This is a genomic window from Streptomyces sp. DG1A-41 (assembly GCF_037055355.1).
Lineage (GTDB): Bacteria > Actinomycetota > Actinomycetes > Streptomycetales > Streptomycetaceae > Streptomyces.
This window is the reverse complement of the sequence record NZ_CP146350.1, coordinates 3,719,453-3,740,860: the sequence shown is the minus strand read 5'-3', so window position 1 is coordinate 3,740,860 and position 21,408 is coordinate 3,719,453. Positions and strand designations below refer to the sequence as shown.

Annotated in this window: 19 protein-coding genes; 9 read left to right on the top strand and 10 right to left on the bottom strand. The window is 71.8% G+C overall.

From position 1 onward, the window contains the following. Window positions 1-8: 8 nt before the first annotated feature. From V8690_RS17165 to V8690_RS17140, 6 genes are all read right to left on the bottom strand, one after another. Complete coding sequence (locus tag V8690_RS17165) at window positions 9-1,172, bottom strand: serine hydrolase domain-containing protein (RefSeq protein ID WP_338779849.1); 1,164 nt, start codon at window positions 1,170-1,172, stop codon at window positions 9-11. Window positions 1,173-1,215: 43 nt separating this feature from the next. Then, window positions 1,216-1,662: an organic hydroperoxide resistance protein gene (locus V8690_RS17160; RefSeq protein WP_338779847.1), complete on the bottom strand. Its 447-nt coding sequence runs from the start codon at window positions 1,660-1,662 to the stop codon at window positions 1,216-1,218. Window positions 1,663-1,793: 131 nt separating this feature from the next. Next, window positions 1,794-2,255 (bottom strand): MarR family transcriptional regulator, encoded by a 462-nt coding sequence (locus V8690_RS17155; RefSeq protein WP_338779845.1) that lies wholly within the window; start codon window positions 2,253-2,255, stop codon window positions 1,794-1,796. 30 nt (window positions 2,256-2,285) lie between these two features. Next, window positions 2,286-3,062 carry an ABC transporter ATP-binding protein gene (locus V8690_RS17150; RefSeq protein WP_338779843.1) on the bottom strand — a complete coding sequence of 259 codons (777 nt, stop codon included), beginning with the start codon at window positions 3,060-3,062 and terminating at the stop codon, window positions 2,286-2,288. Then, window positions 3,050-3,811, bottom strand: a complete 762-nt coding sequence (gene cbiQ, locus V8690_RS17145) for a cobalt ECF transporter T component CbiQ (RefSeq protein WP_338779841.1) — start codon at window positions 3,809-3,811, stop codon at window positions 3,050-3,052. Before cbiQ ends, V8690_RS17150 begins: the two co-directional genes overlap by 13 nt. 1 nt (window position 3,812) lies before the next feature. Beyond that, window positions 3,813-4,895, bottom strand: coding sequence for an energy-coupling factor ABC transporter permease (locus tag V8690_RS17140; RefSeq protein ID WP_338779839.1), 1,083 nt, complete (start codon window positions 4,893-4,895; stop codon window positions 3,813-3,815). 169 nt (window positions 4,896-5,064) lie between these two features. Here V8690_RS17140 and V8690_RS17135 point away from each other — a divergent pair, with 169 nt between their 5' ends. Next, on the top strand, window positions 5,065-5,430 hold the full coding sequence (locus V8690_RS17135) for an SsgA family sporulation/cell division regulator (RefSeq protein WP_338779836.1): 366 nt from the start codon (window positions 5,065-5,067) through the stop codon (window positions 5,428-5,430). Window positions 5,431-5,448: 18 nt separating this feature from the next. Here the strand turns inward: V8690_RS17135 and V8690_RS17130 are convergent, their stop codons facing one another. From V8690_RS17130 to V8690_RS17115, 4 genes are all read right to left on the bottom strand, one after another. Continuing rightward, the gene (locus V8690_RS17130; RefSeq protein WP_338779834.1) at window positions 5,449-7,119 is read right to left on the bottom strand and encodes a penicillin-binding transpeptidase domain-containing protein; all 1,671 of its coding nucleotides are present in this window, start codon (window positions 7,117-7,119) and stop codon (window positions 5,449-5,451) included. Window positions 7,120-7,215: 96 nt separating this feature from the next. Further along, the gene (locus tag V8690_RS17125) at window positions 7,216-8,847 is read right to left on the bottom strand and encodes a penicillin-binding transpeptidase domain-containing protein (RefSeq protein WP_338779832.1); all 1,632 of its coding nucleotides are present in this window, start codon (window positions 8,845-8,847) and stop codon (window positions 7,216-7,218) included. Between the two features lie 164 nt (window positions 8,848-9,011). Further along, window positions 9,012-9,197, bottom strand: a complete 186-nt coding sequence (locus V8690_RS17120) for a hypothetical protein (RefSeq protein ID WP_338779829.1) — start codon at window positions 9,195-9,197, stop codon at window positions 9,012-9,014. A 42-nt stretch (window positions 9,198-9,239) separates the two neighbouring features. Then, window positions 9,240-10,985, bottom strand: a complete 1,746-nt coding sequence (locus V8690_RS17115; RefSeq protein WP_338779827.1) for a phospholipid carrier-dependent glycosyltransferase — start codon at window positions 10,983-10,985, stop codon at window positions 9,240-9,242. Between the two features lie 86 nt (window positions 10,986-11,071). Between V8690_RS17115 and rsmI the strand changes: the two genes are divergently transcribed. The 8 genes from rsmI (at window position 11,072) to V8690_RS17075 (ending at window position 21,362) form a co-directional block, all read left to right on the top strand. Continuing rightward, complete coding sequence (rsmI, locus tag V8690_RS17110) at window positions 11,072-11,920, top strand: 16S rRNA (cytidine(1402)-2'-O)-methyltransferase (protein ID WP_338779825.1); 849 nt, start codon at window positions 11,072-11,074, stop codon at window positions 11,918-11,920. Between the two features lie 317 nt (window positions 11,921-12,237). Next, a complete protein-coding gene (locus tag V8690_RS17105; RefSeq protein ID WP_338779824.1) occupies window positions 12,238-12,654 on the top strand; it encodes a hypothetical protein in 417 nt (138 codons plus the stop codon). A 78-nt stretch (window positions 12,655-12,732) separates the two neighbouring features. Beyond that, window positions 12,733-13,614, top strand: coding sequence for a TatD family hydrolase (locus V8690_RS17100; protein ID WP_338779822.1), 882 nt, complete (start codon window positions 12,733-12,735; stop codon window positions 13,612-13,614). A gap of 148 nt (window positions 13,615-13,762) precedes the next feature. Then, window positions 13,763-15,232 carry a ubiquitin-like domain-containing protein gene (locus V8690_RS17095; protein ID WP_338779820.1) on the top strand — a complete coding sequence of 490 codons (1,470 nt, stop codon included), beginning with the start codon at window positions 13,763-13,765 and terminating at the stop codon, window positions 15,230-15,232. A 151-nt stretch (window positions 15,233-15,383) separates the two neighbouring features. After that, window positions 15,384-16,271: a 16S rRNA (adenine(1518)-N(6)/adenine(1519)-N(6))-dimethyltransferase RsmA gene (gene rsmA / locus V8690_RS17090; RefSeq protein ID WP_338779818.1), complete on the top strand. Its 888-nt coding sequence runs from the start codon at window positions 15,384-15,386 to the stop codon at window positions 16,269-16,271. Next, a complete protein-coding gene (locus tag V8690_RS17085) occupies window positions 16,268-17,167 on the top strand; it encodes a 4-(cytidine 5'-diphospho)-2-C-methyl-D-erythritol kinase (protein WP_338779817.1) in 900 nt (299 codons plus the stop codon). The genes rsmA and V8690_RS17085 overlap by 4 nt, the downstream gene beginning before the upstream one ends. 412 nt (window positions 17,168-17,579) lie before the next feature. After that, complete coding sequence (locus V8690_RS17080; protein ID WP_338779816.1) at window positions 17,580-19,388, top strand: ABC-F family ATP-binding cassette domain-containing protein; 1,809 nt, start codon at window positions 17,580-17,582, stop codon at window positions 19,386-19,388. A 192-nt stretch (window positions 19,389-19,580) separates the two neighbouring features. Continuing rightward, window positions 19,581-21,362 carry a PQQ-binding-like beta-propeller repeat protein gene (locus V8690_RS17075; protein ID WP_338779814.1) on the top strand — a complete coding sequence of 594 codons (1,782 nt, stop codon included), beginning with the start codon at window positions 19,581-19,583 and terminating at the stop codon, window positions 21,360-21,362. The last annotated feature ends 46 nt before the right edge of the window (window positions 21,363-21,408 follow it).

Sequence of the window (21,408 nt, the reverse complement as noted above, 5' to 3'; positions counted from 1 at the left end):
TCACGCGTCTAGAGCCCCAGCGCTCCCCGCACCGCCCGCACCAGCCCCTGCGCCCGCGGATCCGCCGTCACCGTCTTGCGGAAGCCGTTGGTGACATAGCCGAACGCGATCCCGGTGTCCGGGTCGGCGAAGCCGAGGGCGCCGCCGCGGCCCGGGTGGCCGAAGGAGCCCGGTGTGAGGAAGGGGGAGGCGCCGCCGTGCAGCATGTAGCCCAGGCCGAAGCGGGTGCCGACCACCAGGACGCGGTCGGGACCCGCCGACTCCTCGGCCCGGGCCAGTCCGACCGTCTCCGGGGTGAACAGGCGTGAGGCGCCGGCGGTGTCGCCGATCAGCGTCGCGTAGAAGCGGGCCAGTCCGTCCGCCGTCGCGATGGCGTTGGTCGCGGGGAGGGCTGCCGCGCGGTAGGCCGGGTCGTTCTGGTCCGGGAACGGGGTGATCGCCGCGAAGGCCCGGCGGGTCAGGGAGGCCGGGTCCTCGTAGGCCGCGGTGACCGAGCGCTTCGGGCGGGTGCGCAGGCCACCGGCCGGCTCGGGTCCCTCGACGCGGCCCGCGCGTCCGACCCGGCCGGCCTCCGCGTCCGGCAGGCCCAGCCAGAGGTCCAGGCCCAGCGGGCCGGCGATCTGCGAGGCGAGCCATGTGCCGGTGCCCTGCCCGGTCACGCGCCGTACCAGTGCGTCGAGCAGCCAGCCGTACGTCAGCGCGTGGTAGCCGTGGTCGGTGCCGGGCTCCCAGGCGGGCGACTGGGCGGCGACCGCCTCCGGGCCCCGGAGCGGGTCGAGGGCCTGCTCGGGGGTGAGGGGCTGGTCGAGGACGGGGAGGCCGGCCCGGTGGTTCAGGACGTGCCGGACCAGTACCCGCTCCTTGCCCTGCGCCTTGAACTCCGGCCAGTAGTGGCCCACCGGCGCGTCCAGGTCCAGCTGTCCGCGCTGGTGCAGCAGCAGGAGTACGGCGGCGGCGACGCCCTTGGTCGCCGAGCGCACCACCTGGGCGGTGCCGCGCTCCCAGGGGTCCGTGCCGTCGATGTCCTTCGTGCCGGCCCACAGATCGACGACCCGCTGCCCGTCCCGGTAGACGGCGACCGCGGCGCCCCGCTCCCCGAGCGTGGCGAAGTTCCGTACGAACGCTTCCCTGACCGGCTCGAAGCCCTCGGCCACTGTGCCGCGCACGTCCACGTCCGTACTCCTCGTTTCGCTGCGGTGCTCTCCTTGCTCCCCTTTAGCCAAGCAGGATCGTCACGTCGATGTTCCCGCGGGTCGCGTTCGAGTACGGGCAGACCTCGTGGGCCGCGTCCACCAGCTTGGTCGCCAGGTCCGAATCGAGGACGGGGAGCGAGACGCTCAGGGCGACCGCGAGGCCGTAGCCGCGTTGCGTGTTGGGGCCGATGCCGACCTTCGCGGAGACCGTGGAGCCGGTCAGGTCGTAGCCCTCGCGGTTGCCGACCAGGATCAGCGCGTTGTGGAAGCAGGAGCTGTCGCCGGCCGCGAAGAGCTGTTCCGGGTTGGTGCCGTTGCCGTCGCCGCCGAGCTGCGGGGGCATCGCGACCTTGAGGTCGAGCTGGCCGTCCTGGCTGGTGACATAGCCCTCGCGGCCGCCGTGGGCGGTGGCCTCGGCCACGAACATGATCTTCGTCGGGCGGGTGTCGACGGCGGAGCCGTCAGTCATGCTGTCCTCCCGCGGGAAACAAGTGCGCGCAAACACATCGTGCACAAGGTACTGGCCAGTAACCGGACTGCCGCTACCAGGGGGTGGCAACCGGGGGTAACCCCTTCGCAGGTCAGCGAGCGCGGTCGGCTTCAGCGGGCCCGGTCCGCCGCCGACTCGGCTCTCTCCGCCACCCGCCACAGCTCCTCGCGCAGTCGCGCGACCTCCGTGCCGTCGAGCCCCGTTGCCGAGAGCAGTGCGCCGGGCACGCTCGCCGCCCGCTCCCGGAGTTCCTCCCCGCGCCCGGTCACCGCCACGAGCACCGACCGCTCGTCCCGCGCCGACCGCTCACGCCGTACGAGACCCGCCGACTCCAGCCGCTTCAGCAGCGGCGACACCGTGCCGTAGTCGAGTCGCAGCGCGGCCGCCAGTTCCTTGACCGTGGTCTGCCCGCGCTCCCAGAGGAGCAGCAGGACCAGGTACTGCGGGTAGGTGAGGCCGAGTTCGTCGAGGAGAGGGCGGTACGCCGCCGTCACCGCGCGCTGGGCGGCGTACAGCGCGAAGCACAGCTGCTGGTCCAGCAGCAGCGAGCCCTCGGTCTCCTCGTTCGTCACGCGCTCATTGTCTTCGTCACGCTCCCATTGTCACGGACGTGCCGGAGCGGCCGGCACGGAACGCGGATCGAAACCGAACGGCAGCTCCAGCCGGTGGGCGCGCATCAGTTGCTCGTCGGAGAGCAGTTCGCCGGTCGGGCCGTCCGCCGCGATCACGCCCTCGCTGAGGATCAAGGAGCGCGGGCACAGCTCCAGGGCGTACGGCAGGTCGTGCGTGACCATCAGCACGGTCACGTCGAGGGAGCGCAGGATGTCGGCCAGTTCGCGGCGGGAGGCGGGGTCGAGGTTGGAGGAGGGCTCGTCGAGGACGAGGATCTCCGGTTCCATGGCGAGCACGGTCGCCACGGCCACCCGGCGGCGCTGGCCGAAGGAGAGGTGGTGCGGCGGTCGGTCCTTGAACTCGGCCATGCCGACCCGCTCCAGCGCCCGGTCCACGCGCTTCTCCAGCTCCGGCCCCTTCAGCCCGGCCGCCGCGGGCCCGAACGCCACGTCTTCCCGGACGGTCGGCATGAAGAGCTGGTCGTCCGGATCCTGGAAGACGATGCCGACCCGGCGCCGGATCTCCGCCATGTGCTGCTTGCCGACGGGCAGCCCGGCCACCTTCACCGTGCCGGTGCCGCCGGTCAGGATGCCGTTGAGGTGGAGCACGAGGGTCGTCTTGCCGGCGCCGTTCGGACCGAGCAGCGCGACCCGCTCGCCGCGCGCGACGGAGAAGTCGACGCCGAAGAGGGCCTGGTGCCCGTCGGGGTAGGCGAAGGCCAGACCGGCCACGTCCAGTGAGGGGGTCACATCAGTCACAGGGCCCATCCCAGCAGACACACGACGAGGGCGGCACAGGGCAGGGCGAGGGCGTACGTCCACTGCGCCCGGGACGCGGTCACCTCGTCGATGACCGGCATGGAGCCGGCGTACCCGCGGCTGACCATGGCCAGGTGCACACGCTCGCCGCGCTCGTAGGAGCGGATGAACAGGGCGCCCGCGGACTTGGCCAGGACGCCCCAGTGCCGGACGCCCTTCGCCTCGAAGCCGCGTGACTCCCGGGCGATCCGCATGCGCCGCATCTCGTCCGTGATGACGTCGCCGTAGCGGATCATGAAGGACGCGATCTGCACGAGGAGCGGCGGGAGTCTGAGCCGCTGGAGGCCGAGGAGGAGTTCGCGCAGTTCGGTGGTGGCGGCCAGCAACACCGAGGCCGCGACACCGAGGGTGCCTTTCGCCAGCACGTTCCAGGCGCCCCAGAGGCCGTCGACGCTCAGGGACAGGCCGAGGACGTCGACCCGCTCGCCCTCCGCCACGAACGGCATCAGCACCGCGAACGCGACGAACGGCACCTCGATGAGCAGCCGCCTGAGCAGGAACCCGGCGGGCACCCGCGCGACGTACGCCACGACTCCGAGCAGCACGGCGTACAGCCCGAACGCCCACATCGCCTCCCGCGGTGTCGACACCACGACCACCACGAAGGCGAAGACGGCGGCGAGCTTGGTGTGCGGCGGCAGGCCGTGCACGGGCGAGTGCCCGTGCCGGTAGAGCTTGTGCGCGTGCCCCGCTCCCATGTCAGACGCTCGTGGTACTCGAGGTGGTCGCCGCGTCCGTCGTGTTCGACGGGGACGTGTCGTCCGAGCGGCGACGGCGTACCGCCCAGAAGACCGCGCTGCCCGCGACGACCGTGACACCCACGCCGATGACGCCCGCCAGCCCCCCGGACAGGCGGGCGTCGTCGACGTCCTTGACGCCGTAGTCGGCGAGCGGGGAGTCGGCCACCGCGTGCTCCTCGGCCTTCTCGTCGATGCCGTGATCGGTGGCGACCTTCTCCAGGCCGTCGGGGTCGGCGGAGGCGTAGAAGCTGACGAACCCGGCCAGGACGAGGGAGGCGACCAGGCCCGCCGCCCACACCCTGCGGTGCGAGGTCCGGGCGGCCACGGGCGCCGGCTCGGGCTCGGCGCCGGGGGCGTCGACCAGCTCGCCGTTCACCCGCAGCTTGAGCTTCTGCGTGAGGCCGCGCGCCCCGTACACCAGGTCCGGGCGTACGGCGATGACCGAGCCGACGGTCAGCGCGGTGATCACGGCCTCGCCGATGCCGATCAGCACGTGCACGCCGACCATGGCGGTGGCGACCTTGCCGATCGACACGTCGGTGGTGCCGCCGATCGCGTACATCAGCGTGAAGGCCAGGGCGGCGGCCGGGACGGAGACCAGGGCGGCGACGAAGGAGGCCACGGTGACCGACCGGCGGGTGCGGGGCAGCACCTTCACCAGGCCGCGGAAGAGGGCGTAGGCGACGACCGTGGTGACGATCGCCATGTTGGTGATGTTCACGCCGAGCGCGGTCAGGCCGCCGTCCGCGAAGAGGATGCCCTGCATGAGCAGGACGACGGAGACGCACAAAACCCCTGTGTAGGGGCCGACGAGTATCGCGGCGAGCGCACCGCCGAGCAGATGACCGCTGGTCCCCGCCGCGACGGGGAAGTTCAGCATCTGCACCGCGAAGATGAACGCCGCGACCAGCCCGGCCAGCGGCGCCGTCCGCTCGTCGAGCTCGCGGCGCGCGCCGCGCAGGCTCACGGCTATGGCGCCCGCGGCGATCACACCGGTGGCGGCGGAGGTGGGCGCGTCGATGAATCCGTCAGGTACATGCACCGTTCGATGATGTGGCTTGATGCGAACGGTTTGCAAGAGCGTGATGCTCGTTTTATCTCATCTGTAGTATGTCCGGCCTCCGAGGGCGCGATCCGGAAAATGTGCGACATTGGAGAGGGAGTGGACGCACAGTCTCCACACAGGTGGCGCACGGTGAAAGGGCCGTCCGATGTCCGTAGTCGAGCAGTACGCGCGAGCCCACATCGTCACGGATGCCGACGTCCCCCTGGACGCGGAGCAGGACGCGGTCCCGGTCACGCTGCGCTACGACCCCGAGCGGGACCCGCACGCCGTTCGGATCGGACTGCCCGGGGCCGGAGCCCGCGAGTGGACCTTCGACCGCCGGCTGCTGGAGGAGGGGCTGCGGGTCCCCACGGGCAGCGATGAGATACGGGTGTGGCCGTGCGGCCGGGCGCAGGCAGTCGTGGAGTTCCACTCCCCGCAGGGGGTGTCGGTGGTGCAGTTCGAGCGGCAGGCGCTGCTGCGGTTCCTGCGGCGGACGTACATGGCCGCCGCGGAACCGGTGACGCACTAGGGGTCCTGAGCCCGGGGCTCAGCCGCCCGTCTTCAGCAGCGCCGCCACGATCGGCCCGGCCGTATCGCCGCCGTGGCCGCCCTGCTGGACTACGCCCGCGGCCGCCAGGTCGCCCCGGTAGGCGGTGAACCAGCCGTTCGGCTTCTTCTGCCCGTCGACCTCGGCGGACCCGGTCTTCGCGCCGGCGTCGCCGCCGACGCCCGCCATCGCCTCCGCGGCCGTGCCGTAGTCGGCCGTGTACGACATCAGCTCACGCAGCTGGGACAGCGTGCCCGCCGACATCGTGCGCGAGGCCTTCGCGAGCTCGCGGCCGTCCACGTCCGGGGAGACCAGGTACGGCTGGTGGAAGGTGCCGGACTTGACCGTCGCCGACACCGACGCCATGTTCAGCGGGTTCATCCGGACCCCGCCCTGACCGATCAGCGAGGCGCCCATCTGGGCCGCCGACTGCACCGGCACCGCGCCGTCGAAGGACGGCACGCCGATCGCCCAGTTGTTCAGCCCCAGGCCGAAGACCTGCTGGGCCTGCTTGGTCAGGTCGTCGTCCTTGAGTTTCGGTGCCTGGCTGATGAAGGCCGTGTTGCAGGAGCGGGCGAAGCTCGCCTTGAACGTGCCGTCCTTGATCTCGAACTTCTTGTCGTTCTGGAACTTCCAGTGCCCGTACGTGAAGTACTTCGGGCACGGGTGCTTCTTGTCCGCCGAGGCCAGGCCCTTCTCGATCAGCAGCGAGGAGGTGATGACCTTCATCGTGGACCCGGGGGCGAGGGAGCCCTGGAAGGCGGTGTTGAAGCCGGGCGAGGCGTTGGCGGCGGCCAGGATCTCGCCGGTCGAGGCCCGCACCACGGCCACCGACGAGCGGGCCTTCTTCGCGACCTGTTTCTCGGCCGCCGCCTGGAGGGCCGGGTCCAGCGTGGTCTTCACCGTTCCGGGCGTGCCCATGCTCAGCTCCAGCAGGGTCTTGTCGGACAGGTCGTCCGACGCGGCGGACTTCCCGCGCACGACCCGGAGCTCGATGCCGGCCTTGCCGCCGGCCTCCTTGCCGTACTTCTCGCGCAGCCCGTCCAGGATCGGCCCGATCGAGGCGTACTTCTTCCTGGTCAGTTCGCCGCCGTCCCGGTCGAGTGCCTTGACCGGGGGCGTGCCCGCCTCGCCGGTGACCAGCTTGTCGCCGTCCTTCAGCTCGGGGTGGACGACCGCCGCGTGCCAGTCGACCAGCGGCTTCCCGTCGCTCGTGCGGCGGACGACGGTCAGTGCGCTGTCGTACGCCAGCGGCTTCTCGGTGTTCTCGTACGACACCGTCGCCTTGACGGAGAACGGCACCTCGTCGCCCGTGGGCGTGCCCGGGGTGAGGGTGACCTCCTTGATGCGGGCGTCCTTGCTGTAGCCCGTGAGCAGGGACGTGGCCGCGGCCGAGTCGTCGGTGGCCGCGGCGGCCTCGGTGACCTTCCCCGACTGCCAGGCGGTGAGGAAGGCACGGGCGGTGGTGGTGACCTCGGTCGCCGACAGGGGCCCGGTCTTCACCTCGGGCTTCTGGTTGGCGGAGGCCGTCCGGGCGCCGTCGTCGGCCGCCGCGCCGCTGTACAGCGCGTAGGCACCGAACCCGGCACCGCCGACGACCACGGCGATCATCCCGCCGATCACGGCGGGGCTCGTCTTCCGTCGCTCGGCGACGCGCCTTCTGTTGCCCACTGCTGTCCGTTCCTCCACGAATTCCCAGGGTCCCCATTGCCCTCTGCTGTCCCAACGACGGCCCCCACCCTAGAGTCCCGTCCCGTAGAGGTGAGATCAGCCATCGGTTCGTAGCACGGCTGCGACAATCGGCCCGGCCGCGTCGCCGCCGTGACCGCCCTCCTCGGTCATGGCCGCCGCCGCGATGTCGCCCCGGAAGCCGGTGAACCAGCTGTTGGACTTGGCGTTCCCGTCGACCTCGGCGGAACCGGTCTTGGCGCCGATGTCGCCGCCGAGTCCGGCCATGGTCTCCTCAGCGGTGCCCTGGATGGCGGTGAGCCGCATCATCTGCTTGAGCTGGGCGGCGGTGCTCGCCCTCAGACCCTGGGCCTGGGCCAGCTGCCGGTCGTCCAGCTCCGGTGAGACGAGATAGGGCTGGCGGAAGGTGCCGGTGATCGCGGTCGCGGTCACCGAGGCCATGTTCAGCGGACTCATCTGCACCTGGCCCTGCCCGATGGCACCGGCCGCCCGGTCCGGGCCGCTGACCTCGGGGACGCTGCCGTCGAAGGAGACGATGCCGGTCTTCCAGTTGTCCTGGCCCAGCCCGAAGCGCTGCTCGGCCTCCTGGGTCAGCGAGGCGTCCGTGAGCGGCTTCTCGTCGATGAGCTTGATGAAGGCGGTGTTGCAGGACCGCATGAAGCTGTTGGCGAGGGTGGCGCTCTCGTTGGGCTCCATGCCGGTGAGGTTCTCGAACTTCTGGCCCTGCCACACGGCGTCGGCCGGGCAGGGGGCCGGGCCGTTCATCGAGGTCACGCCGTTGTCGATGAGCATCGCGGCGGTGATGATCTTCATCGTGGAGCCGGGCGCCGCCTGGCCCTCGAAGGCCGCGTTGAAGCCGTCCGTACGGTTGTTCGCCACAGCCAGCACCTCACCGGTGCTCGGCTTGACGGCCACCACGGACGACTGGGCGAACCGCTTGACCGCCTTCTCGGCGGCCGCCTGCGCGCTCGCGCTGATCGTGGTGGTCAGCTTGCCGGGCTCGCCCTCGGCGAGGGTGAGCAGCGGGGTGTCCGGAGCGTTCCCGGCGGTGTGCCGGATGACCAGCTCGATGCCCGGGGAGCCGCCGGTCTTCTCGCCGTACTTCTCGCGCAGGGCGTCCAGGACCGGGCCGAGGGAGGGGTACTTCTCCTTCGTCAGCACGGAGCCGTCACGGCCGACCGCCTCGATGGGCGGGCTGGCCGACTGCTCCGTGACGAGCGTGTCGTCCTTCTTCAACTCGGGGTGCACGACGGACGGCTGCCAGTCGACCAGCGGCCGTCCGGTGGTGAGACCGCGCACGACCTTCAGCTTGCCGCTGTAGCTCAGCGGCTTGGACTTTCCGTCGTAGGCCACCTTCGCCTTCACCGTGTACGGCACGGTGGTGCCTTTCGCCGCCTCGGGCGTGATCTTCACGTCGGTGATGTGCGCGTCGCCGGCGAAGGCGGTCAGCAGCTGCTCGGCGGCGGCGTCGTTGTTCGTGTACGACGCCGCCGTCGCGGTCGCGCCCTCCTCCCAGGCCGCGAAGAACTTGGCCGTGGTCTCCTTGACCTCGTCCGTGCCGGGCGGGCCCGACTTCTTCTCCGCGGCCGCCCCGCTCGTGCCGCCGTCACCGTTCAGCGCGCTCACGATGTTGAAGACGCCGTACCCGGCGCCGCCCACCATCACCGCGAACACGCCGCCTATGACAGCGGTCTTGACCCCCTTGCCCATTGGGTGGTCCCCTCCCCCCTTGAGCTTCACACGCTCCTTTGAACGCGTTCAGAAAGCTCGATCCTGGGAGCACTCTATGGGGAAGCGGTTACTACGGGGACGGGCGTTTCGATTTTCGACCGAACATGGACCAGGCCCGTGACACCGTGCCCGGGGCTCCTCGACTAGTCGTCTCCGCCACGCCGGGAGCTGGAACTCCCGTCCGCGCTGCGGACCAGTTCGCTGCCGAGCAGCGTCACCCTGGCCATACCACGTGCCCAGCGCGGGGCGTCGCCCCGGGCCGCCCAGAAGACGCAGACACAGCCGCCGATGAGCAGCAGGACGACGACCGACAGTATGAGCACCAACATGTTCGCCCCCCGTTTGTGTGATGATCCGCGCCATCCTCTCAGCTAGACCCAGGTGTCCAGCCACATCCGCGCCCGCCAGTCGCCGATCGGGATGGCGGTGCCCGTGTACAGGGGCCAGAAGTAGATGAAGTTCCACGCGATCAGCAGGACGAGTACGCCCGCGCCCGTGGCGCCGACGACGCGGCGGGTGTCGGTGGAGCGGGGCGGGCCGATGATCGCGCCGAGGAGCATGGCCACCGCCAGGCACAGGAACGGCAGGAAGACGATGGCGTAGAAGAAGAAGATCGTGCGCTCCTGGTACATGAACCAGGGCAGGTAGCCGGCCGCGATGCCGCAGGCGATGGCGCCCGCGCGCCAGTCGCGGCGGAAGAGCCAGCGCCACAGGACGTAGAGCACCGCGAAGCAGGCGACCCACCACAGCAGCGGCGTGCCGAGGGCCAGGACCTCGCGGGCGCACTTCTCGCCGGCGTCCGCGGGGCAGCCGTCCCGGCCGGGCGCGGGGGACTCGTAGAAGTACGACACCGGGCGGCCCAGGACCAGCCAGCTCCACGGGTTGGACTGGTAGGTGTGCGGCGAGGACAGGCCGACGTGGAACTCGTACACCTGGTGCTCGTAGTGCCACAGGCTGCGCAGCCAGTCGGGCAGGAAGGTCCAGCTGCCGCCCTTGCCGTCGCTCGCGGCCCAGTTGCGGAAGTAACCGCCCGAGCCGTCGGTGGGGGAGAGGATCCAGCCGGTCCAGGACAGCAGGTAGGTGACGATCGCGACCGGGACCGTGGCGAGGAACGCCAGGCCCGTGTCGCGCCTGAGCACCGCCGAGTACGGGTCCCGGGCGCCGGCGACCCTGCGCGAGCCGACGTCCCACAGGACCGCCATCAGGCAGAACGCGGCCAGGACGTAGAGGCCGTTCCACTTCGTGGCGATGGCCAGGCCCAGCATCAGGCCCGCCGCCCAGCGCCAGGGGCGCCATCCCAGGCGGGCCGTCTCGGCGACGTGCCGGTCGGGGCGGACCCGGCCGTCGGCGTCCACCGGGAGCGCCGCGGCGAGTTTCCCGCGGGCCTTGTCCCGGTCGATGAGCAGACAGCCGAACGCGGCCAGCACGAAGAACATCAGCACGCCGTCGAGCAGCGCCGTGCGGCTCATCACGAAGTGCAGGCCGTCCACCGCCATCAGCGCGCCAGCCAGGCACCCCAGGAAGGTCGAGCGGAACAGCCGGCGGCCGATCCGGCACAGCAGCAGCACCGACAGCGTGCCGAGCAGCGCCGTCATGAACCGCCAGCCGAACGGGTCGAAACCGAACAGCAGCTCACCGAGCCCGATGACGTACTTGCCGACCGGCGGGTGCACGACGTACGCCGCGTCCGTCGGGATGGTGACGTGCCCGCCGGAGGAGAGGACCAGGTCGTTGGCGTTCTTGTCCCAGTTGACTTCGAAACCGCGGTGGACGAGCGCCCACGCGTCCTTGGCGTAGTACGTCTCGTCGAATATCACCGCCTTGGGGCTGCCCAGGTTCCAGAACCGCAGCACGCCCGCCAGCAGCGTGACGAGCAGCGGGCCGATCCAGCCCGACCAGCGCACCAGCCGCCCCGCGAGCGTGTGCGGGACGCCCAGCGCGGCCCACAGTCGCGGGCCGGGCTCGGCATAGGGCGGCACCAGCCGGTCACGGACGTCACGGGCGTCGCTTCTTGGCTGCTGGTAGCCGAAGCGGCGCAGCCGCTGCTGCCAGGACGGCCGCTGCTCGTGCGGCTCCTGGCCCTGCCGGGTGTCCGTGGAGGACGCGGTACTGGTCACCGCGCCATCGTAGGGAACCGTGCTGTGTGAGTCCCGTGCATGGCCGGTATGCGTCCCCATCCTCCGCCCCTGGGAGGATGGAGGGCGTGACCGGAACCCTCGTACTCGCAGGCACCCCCATCGGCGACATCGCGGACGCCCCGCCCCGGCTCGCCGAGGAACTGGCCGGAGCCGATGTCGTCGCCGCCGAGGACACGCGGCGGCTGCGCCGGCTGACCCAGGCGCTCGGCGTCACGCCCAACGGGCGGGTGGTGTCGTACTTCGAGGGCAACGAGACCGCGCGGACGCCGGAGCTGGTCGAGGAACTGGTGGGCGGGGCGCGGGTGCTGCTCGTCACGGACGCGGGGATGCCGTCGGTGTCGGACCCCGGGTACCGGCTGGTCGCCGCCGCCGTGGAGCGGGACGTCCGGGTCACCGCCGTGCCCGGGCCGTCCGCCGTGCTCACCGCGCTCGCGCTGTCGGGGCTGCCCGTCGACCGGTTCTGCTTCGAGGGGTTCCTGCCGCGCAAGGCGGGGGAGCGGCTGGGGCGGCTGCGGGAGGTGGCCGGGGAGCGGCGCACGCTCGTCTACTTCGAGGCTCCCCACCGGCTCGACGACACGCTGGCGGCGATGGCCGAGGTGTTCGGGGCCGAGCGGCGGGCCGCGGTGTGCCGGGAGCTGACCAAGACGTACGAGGAAGTGCGGCGCGGGGGGCTGGGCGAGCTGGCGGCCTGGGCCGCGGAGGGGGTGCGCGGGGAGATCACGGTCGTGGTGGAGGGGGCGCCCGACACGGGGCCTGAGGACGTCGGGGCCGAGGAGCTGGTTCGGCGGGTTCGGGTGCGGGAGGAGGCGGGGGAGCGGCGCAAGGAGGCGATCGCCGCGGTGGCGGTGGAGGCCGGGGTGCCGAAGCGGGTGGTCTTCGACGCGGTGGTGGCCGCGAAGAACGCGACCGGGTAGCCGGGTTCGGGGGTGGGGCCGGGGTTTGTCGCGGGCCGGCGGTTGTCTGTGGCTGGGCGCGCCCACGTGGCGGAGCCCCACATGGATGCAGCCCCGCTGGGGCGCGTCCCATAAGGGGGCGCTAAATACCCTCTGAGCAGGGCGCTTTTCTTATGAGCGCGCGCCCCATGGATGGGCAAAGGCGACGGGGGGCTGGGGCAAGGGAGCCCCAAAACGGCGCCAATAGTCGACAGGTCTGCTGCCTTCGGTCCGGCTGGGGAGTCCACTGGGTTGCGGGGACGGAACCGTCTTCACGCCACAGCGGAACAGGAGCTGGCATGAGTGAGATCGAAGGGCAGACCGGGCTCCGCGCCGGCGCCAACGCCGTCGTCAACGAGTCGTACTCCTTCGCCTGCATGCGCTGCGGGTACGGCTGGGAGCAGTCCTACGAGATAGAGCACCACACGGACGCCGCGGGACACGAGTTCGTCCTCTACGTGGCGGACGGCAAGGTCGTGCCCTCCCCGTTGAGCAAGCCCACGTGCCAGAACTGCGACGGACACGTCGTGCGGATCATGCGGCCCGGGCGGGTCGAGTCGGCGCGCAACGCGGAGCACCGGTCCCACCGCGTGCCGCCGCCCGCCGGGCCCGTGGACGCCCCGAAGGCGGACGCCGAGGGGACGGAAGAGCAGCCCGAGCACCACCACTGGCACCTGTCCGACCTGCTGCACCCCTTCCAGCGCAAGGCGAGCTGACCCGTCCGGCTCCCTTGTCGACGCCCTCCCCGGTCCTCCCCCATCGGGGAGGGCGTACCCCTTTCGTAGGATCGGGGCATGCCTACGAACGACTCCGGCAAGCACGCCGCGCCCCCGCTCCCGGACCCCCTCCGGGTGCCGGTCGCCGACTCCCACACCCACCTGGACATGCAGTCCGGCACGGTGGATGAGGCGCTGGCGAAGGCGGCGTCGGCCGGAGTGACGACGGTCGTGCAGGTCGGCTGCGACCTCGAGGGCTCCCGCTGGGCGGCCGAGACGGCGTCCGCGTACGACGCCGTCCACGCGACGGTCGCCCTGCACCCGAACGAGGCGCCGCGGATCGTCCACGGCGACCCCGACGGCTGGTCGAGGCAGGGCGCGCGCGAACCCGGCGGCCTGGCCGCACTGGACGACGCGCTCGCCGAGATCGACCGGCTGGCCGCGTTGCCCCAGGTCAAGGGCGTCGGTGAGACGGGCCTCGACTACTTCCGCACCGGGCCCGAGGGCAAGGAGGCGCAGGAGAGGTCATTCCGCGCCCATATCGAGATCGCCAAGCGGCACGGCAAGGCCCTGGTCATCCACGACCGCGACGCCCACGCCGACGTCCTGCGCGTGCTGAAGGAAGAGGGCGCTCCCGAGCGGACCGTCTTCCACTGCTACTCGGGCGACGCCGAGATGGCGGAGATCTGCGCGGGCGCGGGCTACTTCATGTCCTTCGCCGGCAACGTCACCTTCAAGAACGCCCAGAACCTCAGGGACGCGGTGGCGGTGGCCCCGCTGGAGCTGCTGCTCGTGGAGACGGACGCGCCCTTCCTCACGCCGGTGCCGTACCGGGGCCGGCCCAACGCCCCGTACCTCGTGCCGATCACGGTGCGGGCCATGGCCGAGGTGCGCGGCGTTGACGAGGACACGCTGGCGACGGCTCTCGGGGAGAACACGGCACGCGCCTTCGGGTACTGACCCGGCTGACCCCGGCTGCTCCCCGCCGACCCCTGCCGCACGACTGTGCGTAGTCGCGTCGCTTTGGAGAGTGACGGCCGCTCCGCTAGGTTCTGGGGGCCCGATCCGGACCCCTCTGGACCCCCTCCGGCCCCTGGAGCGTGTCGGCGTGAGCAAATCGCAGTACGAGACGTACGAGTCGTATGGCCCGGCCTTCGCGGACCCGGTGTACGGCGGTTTCGACGCGCCGCCCGCCGATCCGCGCAGCGCCGGGACGCCCGGGTACGGGACGCCCGGGGCGCCCGTCACCTACGAGGACACCTACCGGCCCGCCTACGAGGACACCTACCGACCCGCCTACGAGGGGCCGCCCCTGCCCGGGCTGCCCCGGCAGGGCGCCCCGGACGACGATGCGGCACCACCCGCGACCGGCGCGCGCACAACGCGTGTGGAGGCGCGCGCCGAAGCCCGCGCCGCGGCGCGCACCGGCTCGCACCGGCGGTCCGCGCGCCGGCGCAAGGCGCCGCGGTACGTCGAGCGACCGGGCGACGGCTCCATGCGGCGGCTGCTCCCGCAGGCACTGGTCGTCGCCTTCCTGGCGGGCGGCACCACGGCGTTCGTCGCCAAGGACAAGGCGATCGAGCTGAACGTCGACGGCAGGGCGCGCACGCTGCACACCTTCGCCGACGACGTCACCGAACTGCTGGCGGAGGAGGGCGTCGAGGTCGGCGCCCACGACGTGGTGGCGCCCGGACCCGGCACGGAGATCACCAGCGGCGACGAGGTCGCCGTGCGCTACGGCCGCCCCGTGCGGCTCACCCTCGACGGACAGCGGAGCGAGGTGTGGACGACGGCACACACCGTGGAGGGGGCGCTCCGGCAGTTGGGGGTGCGTCAGGAGGGCGCGTACGTGTCCACGTCGCGCTCCCGGCGTATCGGGCGGGAAGGGCTCGCGCTGGACGTGCGGACCGAGCGCACGGTCACGATCATGGCGGACGGCCGCGCCCGCACCGTCCGCACCAACGCGGCGACCGTGCGGGAGGCCGTCGAGGAGGCCGGGATCACCCTGCGCGGCCAGGACACCACGTCGGTCCCGCAGGGGAGCTTCCCGCGCGACGGGCAGACCGTCACGGTGCTGCGGATCACGGGCGGCAAGGAGGTCCGCGAGGAGCCGATCCCGTTCCAGGTGCGGCGGACCGACGACCCGACCCTGTTCCGTGGCACGGAGGTCGTCGAAGAGGCGGGCCGGCCCGGCCTGCGCCGGGTCACCTACTCCCTGCGCACCGTCAACGGCGTCAAGCAGAAGCCGCGCCGGATCAGATCCGAGGTGGTGCGCGAACCGCGCCCGCAGCTGGTGAAGGTCGGCACGAAGCCGCGACCGACGTCCGTGCAGGGTGCCGACCACCTCGACTGGCAGGGCCTCGCGGCCTGCGAGTCCGGCGGCCGCCCCGACGCGGTCGACTCGTCGGGCACCTACGGCGGCCTGTACCAGTTCGACACCCAGACCTGGCAGGCCCTCGGTGGCAAGGGCCGCCCCCAGGACGCCCCGGCGGCAGAACAGACGTACCGCGCGAAGAAGCTGTATGTGCGGAGGGGGGCCAGCCCTTGGCCGCACTGCGGGGGGCGCTTGCGCGGGTAGGCGTGAACCGCGGGCATGCCTGCCGCCTGGGGCGGCACCCGTCCCAGGGAAGCGGCACCCCGCACCGCCGGGCTGCGCAACCCCCCGCCCCCGGCACCGACGCCGAGCACCAGGAAACCCGGCCTCCCGAACCCCCCGTACCCTTGTCCCCGTGACCAGCCCCACCCCCGACGCCCTCCTCGGCCCCGCCGACGTCCGAGAACTCGCGACAGCCCTCGGCGTACGCCCCACCAAACAACGCGGCCAGAACTTCGTGATCGACGCGAACACCGTCCGCCGTATCGTCCGCACCGCACAGGTCCACCCCGACGACGTGGTCGTCGAGGTAGGCCCGGGCCTCGGGTCACTGACGCTCGCCCTGCTGGAGGTCGCCGACCGCGTCACGGCCGTCGAGATCGACGAGGTGCTCGCCGCCGCGCTGCCCGCGACCATCACGGCCCGCATGCCCGACCGCGCCGACCGGTTCGCCCTCGTCCACTCCGACGCGATGCACGTCACGGAGCTGCCCGGCCCCGCCCCGACCGCGCTGGTCGCCAACCTCCCCTACAACGTGGCCGTCCCGGTCCTGCTGCACATGCTCGACACCTTCCCGAGCATCGAGCGCACCCTCGTCATGGTCCAGTCGGAGGTCGCCGACCGCCTCGCCGCCCCGCCCGGCTCGAAGGTGTACGGCGTCCCGTCGGTCAAGGCCAACTGGTACGCCGAGGTCAAGCGGGCCGGTGCCATCGGACGGAACGTCTTCTGGCCGGCGCCCAACGTCGACAGCGGCCTGGTCTCCCTCGTCCGCCGGCCCGAGCCGCTGAAGACGACGGCCTCCAGGCGCGAGGTGTTCGCCGTCGTCGACGCCGCCTTCGCCCAGCGCCGCAAGACGCTGCGGGCCGCGCTCGCCGGCTGGGCCGGGTCCGCCGCCGCGGCCGAGGCGGCCCTCGTCGCCGCCGGGGTCTCCCCGCAGGCGCGGGGCGAGTCGCTGACCGTGGAGGAATTCGCGCGGATCGCCGAGCACAAGCAGAACCAGCACCAGGAGAAGGAGTCCGCGTGAGCGTGACGGTCCGGGTCCCCGCCAAGGTCAACGTCCAACTGGCGGTCGGCCCCGCCCGCCCCGACGGCTTCCACCCCCTGGCCAACGTCTTCCTCGCGGTCGGTCTCTACGACGAGGTCACCGTCACCCCGGCCGACGAGCTCCGCCTCACCTGCGAGGGCCCGGACGCCGACCAGGTCCCCCTGGACCGTACGAATCTGGCCGCGCGGGCGGCTGAAGCGCTCGCCGAGCGGTACGGCCGGACGCCCGACGTCCACATCCACATCGCCAAGGACATCCCCGTCGCCGGCGGCATGGCGGGCGGCAGCGCGGACGGCGCCGGCGCGCTGGTCGCCTGCGACGCGCTGTGGGAGACCGGCGCGTCCCGGGAGGAACTGCTCGACATCTGCGCCGAGTTGGGCAGCGACGTGCCGTTCAGCCTGGTCGGCGGGGCGGCGCTGGGCATCGGGCGGGGCGAGCAGCTGACGCCCCTGGAGGTCGGCGGCGCCTTCCACTGGGTGTTCGCGATGGCCGGCCGCGGCCTGTCCACCCCGGCCGTCTTCCGGGAGTTCGACCGGCTCGGCGAGGGCACGGACATCCCCGAGCCGGTTGCCTCCCAGGAACTCCTCGCCGCCCTGGCGAAGGGCGACCCGGACGCGCTCGCCGCCGCCGTCTCCAACGACCTCCAGCCCGCGGCCCTCTCCCTGTTCCCGGAGCTCGCGGGCACCCTGGCCACCGGCCGCGCCGCCGGTGCCCTCGCCGCCCTGGTCTCCGGCTCCGGCCCGACCACGGCGTTCCTGGTCCGCGACCCGGAGTCGGCGGCCGCGGTGGCGCAGGCGCTGGTGGCGTCGGGCACGTGCCGGACCGTGCGGACGGCGTCGGGTCCGGCACCCGGGGCGACGGTCGCGGGGCGTTGATCACGTGCCGCGTCCGGTTCCGGGCGCTTGGGCTCCTCCGGTTGTTTCCCAACGGGGGGCAGGCGTGGAAGAACTGGTCGCGGCCGTACGACGCGGAGACGGGGACGAGGTCCGGGCACTGTTGGAGTCCGGGGCCGACCGCGAGCTCCTCGTCGACGGCCTGCCGGACCTCCGCCGGGCCGTGGCGGCCTACGACGAACCCGTCGCCGAAGCGCTGCTGGAGGCGCTGTGTGGAGGCCGAGCACCGGATCGGCCCCGTCGCCGAGGAGCTGCGGGGCGACGAGAGGCTGCTGGACGTGTGGCGGTACCAGCAGCGCCAGGAGGCCGCCGAGCACTCCTGAACACCCCGGCCGGAGCACCCCGCCGCCCGACTACCCTGGAGGGTCGATCCACCCCCCTCGTCAGGAGAGAAATGGCCGTCAACCTGGTCAATGTCGAGAACGTCAGCAAGGTGTACGGCACCCGCGCCCTGCTCGACGGCGTCTCCCTCGGCGTCTCCGAAGGGGACCGCATCGGCGTCGTCGGCCGCAACGGCGACGGCAAGACCACGCTGATCCGCATGCTCGCCAGGCTGGAGGAGGCCGACACCGGGCGCGTCACGCACTCCGGCGGACTGCGCATCGGCGTGCTCACACAGCACGACTCCCTCGACCCGGAGGCCACGGTCCGCCACGAGGTCATCGGCGACATGGCCGACCACGAGTGGGCGGGCGTCGCCAAGGTCAGGGACGTGCTGACCGGCCTGTTCGGCGGGCTCGACCTGCCGGGGTTCCCCAAGGGGCTCGACACCGTCATCGGGCCGCTGTCCGGCGGTGAGCGGCGCCGTATCGCGCTCGCCAAGCTGCTCATCGAGGAGCAGGACCTGCTCGTCCTCGACGAGCCCACCAACCACCTCGACGTCGAGGGCATCGCCTGGCTCGCCCGGCATCTGCAGAACCGCCGGTCCGCCCTCGTCTGCGTCACCCACGACCGCTGGTTCCTGGACCAGGTGTGCACGCGCATGTGGGACGTCCAGCGCGGAGACGTCTACGAGTACGAGGGCGGCTACTCCGACTACGTCTTCGCCCGTGCCGAGCGCGAGCGCATCGCCGCCACCGAGGAGGTCAAGCGGCAGAACCTCGTCCGCAAGGAGCTGGCCTGGCTGCGGCGCGGCGCACCCGCCCGTACGTCCAAGCCGCGCTTCCGCGTCGAGGCCGCCAACGAGCTCATCAAGGACGTACCGCCGCCCCGGGACAGCAGCGAGCTGATGCGGTTCGCGTCGACGCGGCTCGGCAAGACGGTGTTCGACCTGGAGGACATCACCGTCCAGGCCGGTCCCAAGGTCCTGCTCAAGCACGTCACCTGGCAGCTCGGGCCGGGGGACCGGATCGGTCTCGTCGGTGTCAACGGCGCCGGGAAGACGTCCCTGCTGCGGGCCATGGCCGAGGCGGCCCGGACCGACGGCGAGGCCCAGCCCGCGGGCGGGCGCATCCGCGTCGGCAAGACCGTCAAGCTGGCCTACCTCTCCCAGGAGGTCGCCGAACTCGACCCGGCCACGCGCGTGCTGGAGGCCGTGCAGCAGGTGCGCGAGCGCGTCGACCTGGGCAAGGGGCGCGAGATGACCGCCGGGCAGCTGTGCGAGACGTTCGGCTTCACCAAGGAGAAGCAGTGGACGCCGGTCGGGGACCTGTCCGGCGGTGAGCGGCGGCGGCTCCAGCTGCTGCGGCTCCTCATGGACGAGCCCAACGTCCTCTTCCTCGACGAGCCCACCAACGACCTCGACATCGAGACGCTGACACAACTGGAGGACGTGCTCGACGGCTGGCCCGGCTCGATGATCGTCATCTCCCACGACCGGTTCTTCATCGAGCGCACCACCGACCGGGTGTTCGCCCTGCTCGGCGACGGCACGCTGCGGATGCTGCCGCGCGGCATCGACGAGTACCTGGAGCGGCGGCAGCGCATGGAGGAGGCCGCGGCCGCCTCGACACCGGCCGCGGCGCCCCAGACCGCCGTCCCGGAGAAGAGCGCGGCCGACCAGCGCGCCGCCAAGAAGGAACTCCAGAAGATCGAGCGGCAGCTCGACAAGGTCTCCGAGAAGGAGGCCAAGCTGCACGCCCAGATCGCCGAAAACGCCACGGACTTCGCGAAGGTCGCCGAACTGGACGGCGAGCTGCGCGCGTTGGCCGGTCAGCGCGAGGAGCTGGAGATGCGCTGGCTGGAACTCGCCGAGGACGCGTGAAGGGTGCGTGAAGGCGCATAACGGCGGCATCACGGGCCGGTCCTCCCTTGGGAACAGGGGATGACACGGCCCGGTGTGCTGTCGGCACCGGGTGATAGAAAGAGCCGTCTTAGAACTTCATGAAGCGACTCTGAGCCCATTGAGCACCTCAGGGCGTGGCTAAAAATCAGTGATCGAACGGGGGAGCCGCTGATGACTCAGCCGCCCAGTCAGCCACCTCACGGTGGCTTCGGAGCACCGCAGGACCAGCCGCCGCAGGGCGGTGGCTTCGGGGCACCGCAGACCCCGCCGCCGCCCCAGGGACCGCCCCGGACGCCACCGCCCCCGCAGGGGCCGCCGCAGCCTGGATACGGCTACCCCCAGCAGCCCCCGCAGCAGCCCGGACCGTACGCGCAGCCCGGTCCGTACGGGCAGCCGGGACCGTACAACTCCGGGCCCTACGGCCAGCCGCAGCAGCCGGGGCCGTGCGGCCCGCCCGGCTACGGCTACCCGCAGCAGCCGCAGTACCCCGGCGCGCCCGGTACCCCGCCCGGGGGCGGCTCCGGCAACCCCTTCAAGGGCAAGCCCGCCCTGATCATCGGCGCCGCCGTGGCCGCCCTGCTCGTGGTCGGCGGTACCGTGTGGGCGGTCACCGGCGGCGACGACGGCAAGGGCAAGAAGAAGCCGGTCGCCCAGCCGAGCAACGACGGCAAGCCCGGCGCCTCCGCCCCGGTCAACCCAGGTGACGGCAGCGGCGACGGCGGCGAGGACCCGGAGAACCTCAACGAGGGCCGCCAGGCGGGCGAGGCGAAGGTCCTCTGGTACAAGGAGGCGCCCGACGCGCCCGGTTCCGGCGCCGACGCCCCCGGCATGTGGATCACCGACAAGACCGCGGTGAAGGCGGCGTACGAGCAGCTCTTCGGCTACAACGTCGGTGACGGCAAGCCGGCCTGGGACGTGATCACCTTCCCGCAGAAAATCTGCGCGACCACCCCGCAGAAGACGTCCGACGACAAGATCGTCGTCGCGTACATGAGCGGCAGCAGCGACCGCGCCAAGTGCAACCAGCTCCAGGAGATCGACCTCAACACCGGTGAGAAGGGCTGGAAGCAGGAGGTCGGCGACGGCGCCCTGTTCGACTCCACGCTCTCCGTCGAACTGTCCATCACCGGCAAGACGCTGATGGTGGGCCGCTCCCAGTCCGGTACGGCCTACGACGTCACCAACGGCGACAAGCTCTTCGACCACAAGCGCTACGGCAGCGCATGCTTCCCCTCCGCGTTCGCCGGCGGCGAGAAGCTGATCGCCGTCGCCTCCTGCGGTGCCGGCACCGACAAGGAGCACGACGAGGTGCAGGAGCTCGACCCGCGCACCGGCGACGTCAAGTGGACCCAGCCGTTCGACAAGGGCTGGCGGGTCGCGCGCACCTACTCGGTCAGCCCGCTGGTCGTCTACAGCACCAACAAGGACAAGAAGGCCTGGAACATCTCCACCTTCACCTCCGGCGGCAAGTTCCGCTCGCAGGTCGGCTTCGACGAGGACTTCGCCCCCGAGTGCGGCTGGGCCATCCTCGAACGCGACCTCCAGGGCTGTCAGGGCGTCGCCGCCGACGACACCACGCTCTACCTCCCGACGGAGGCGACCGCCGGCGCCAACGAGATCGTCGCGGTCAACCTCGCCGACGGCAAGGAGAAGTGGCGGGTGAAGTCCCCGGCCGACGAGTCGATGCTGCCGATGAAGGTCGAGGGCGGCAAGCTCATCGCCTATGTGAAGCCGTCGTACGACGCGGGCGGCCAGGTCGTGTCCATCCCGACCGGCGGCAGCGGCCACAAGCCGGTCAGGCTGCTCCAGAACCCGCAGGGCGCCGCGGACATCGAGAACGGCTTCTTCTCCAAGGACACCGACTGGGTCGACGGGCGCTTCTACATCTCGACCACGCGGCTGAGCGGAAACGACGACACGAAGGAGAAGTTGATGCTCGCCTACGGCAAGTGACTCTTCCCTCTTCGGTTCCGCTTCGTCTTCGTCGTCCGTCCCCTTC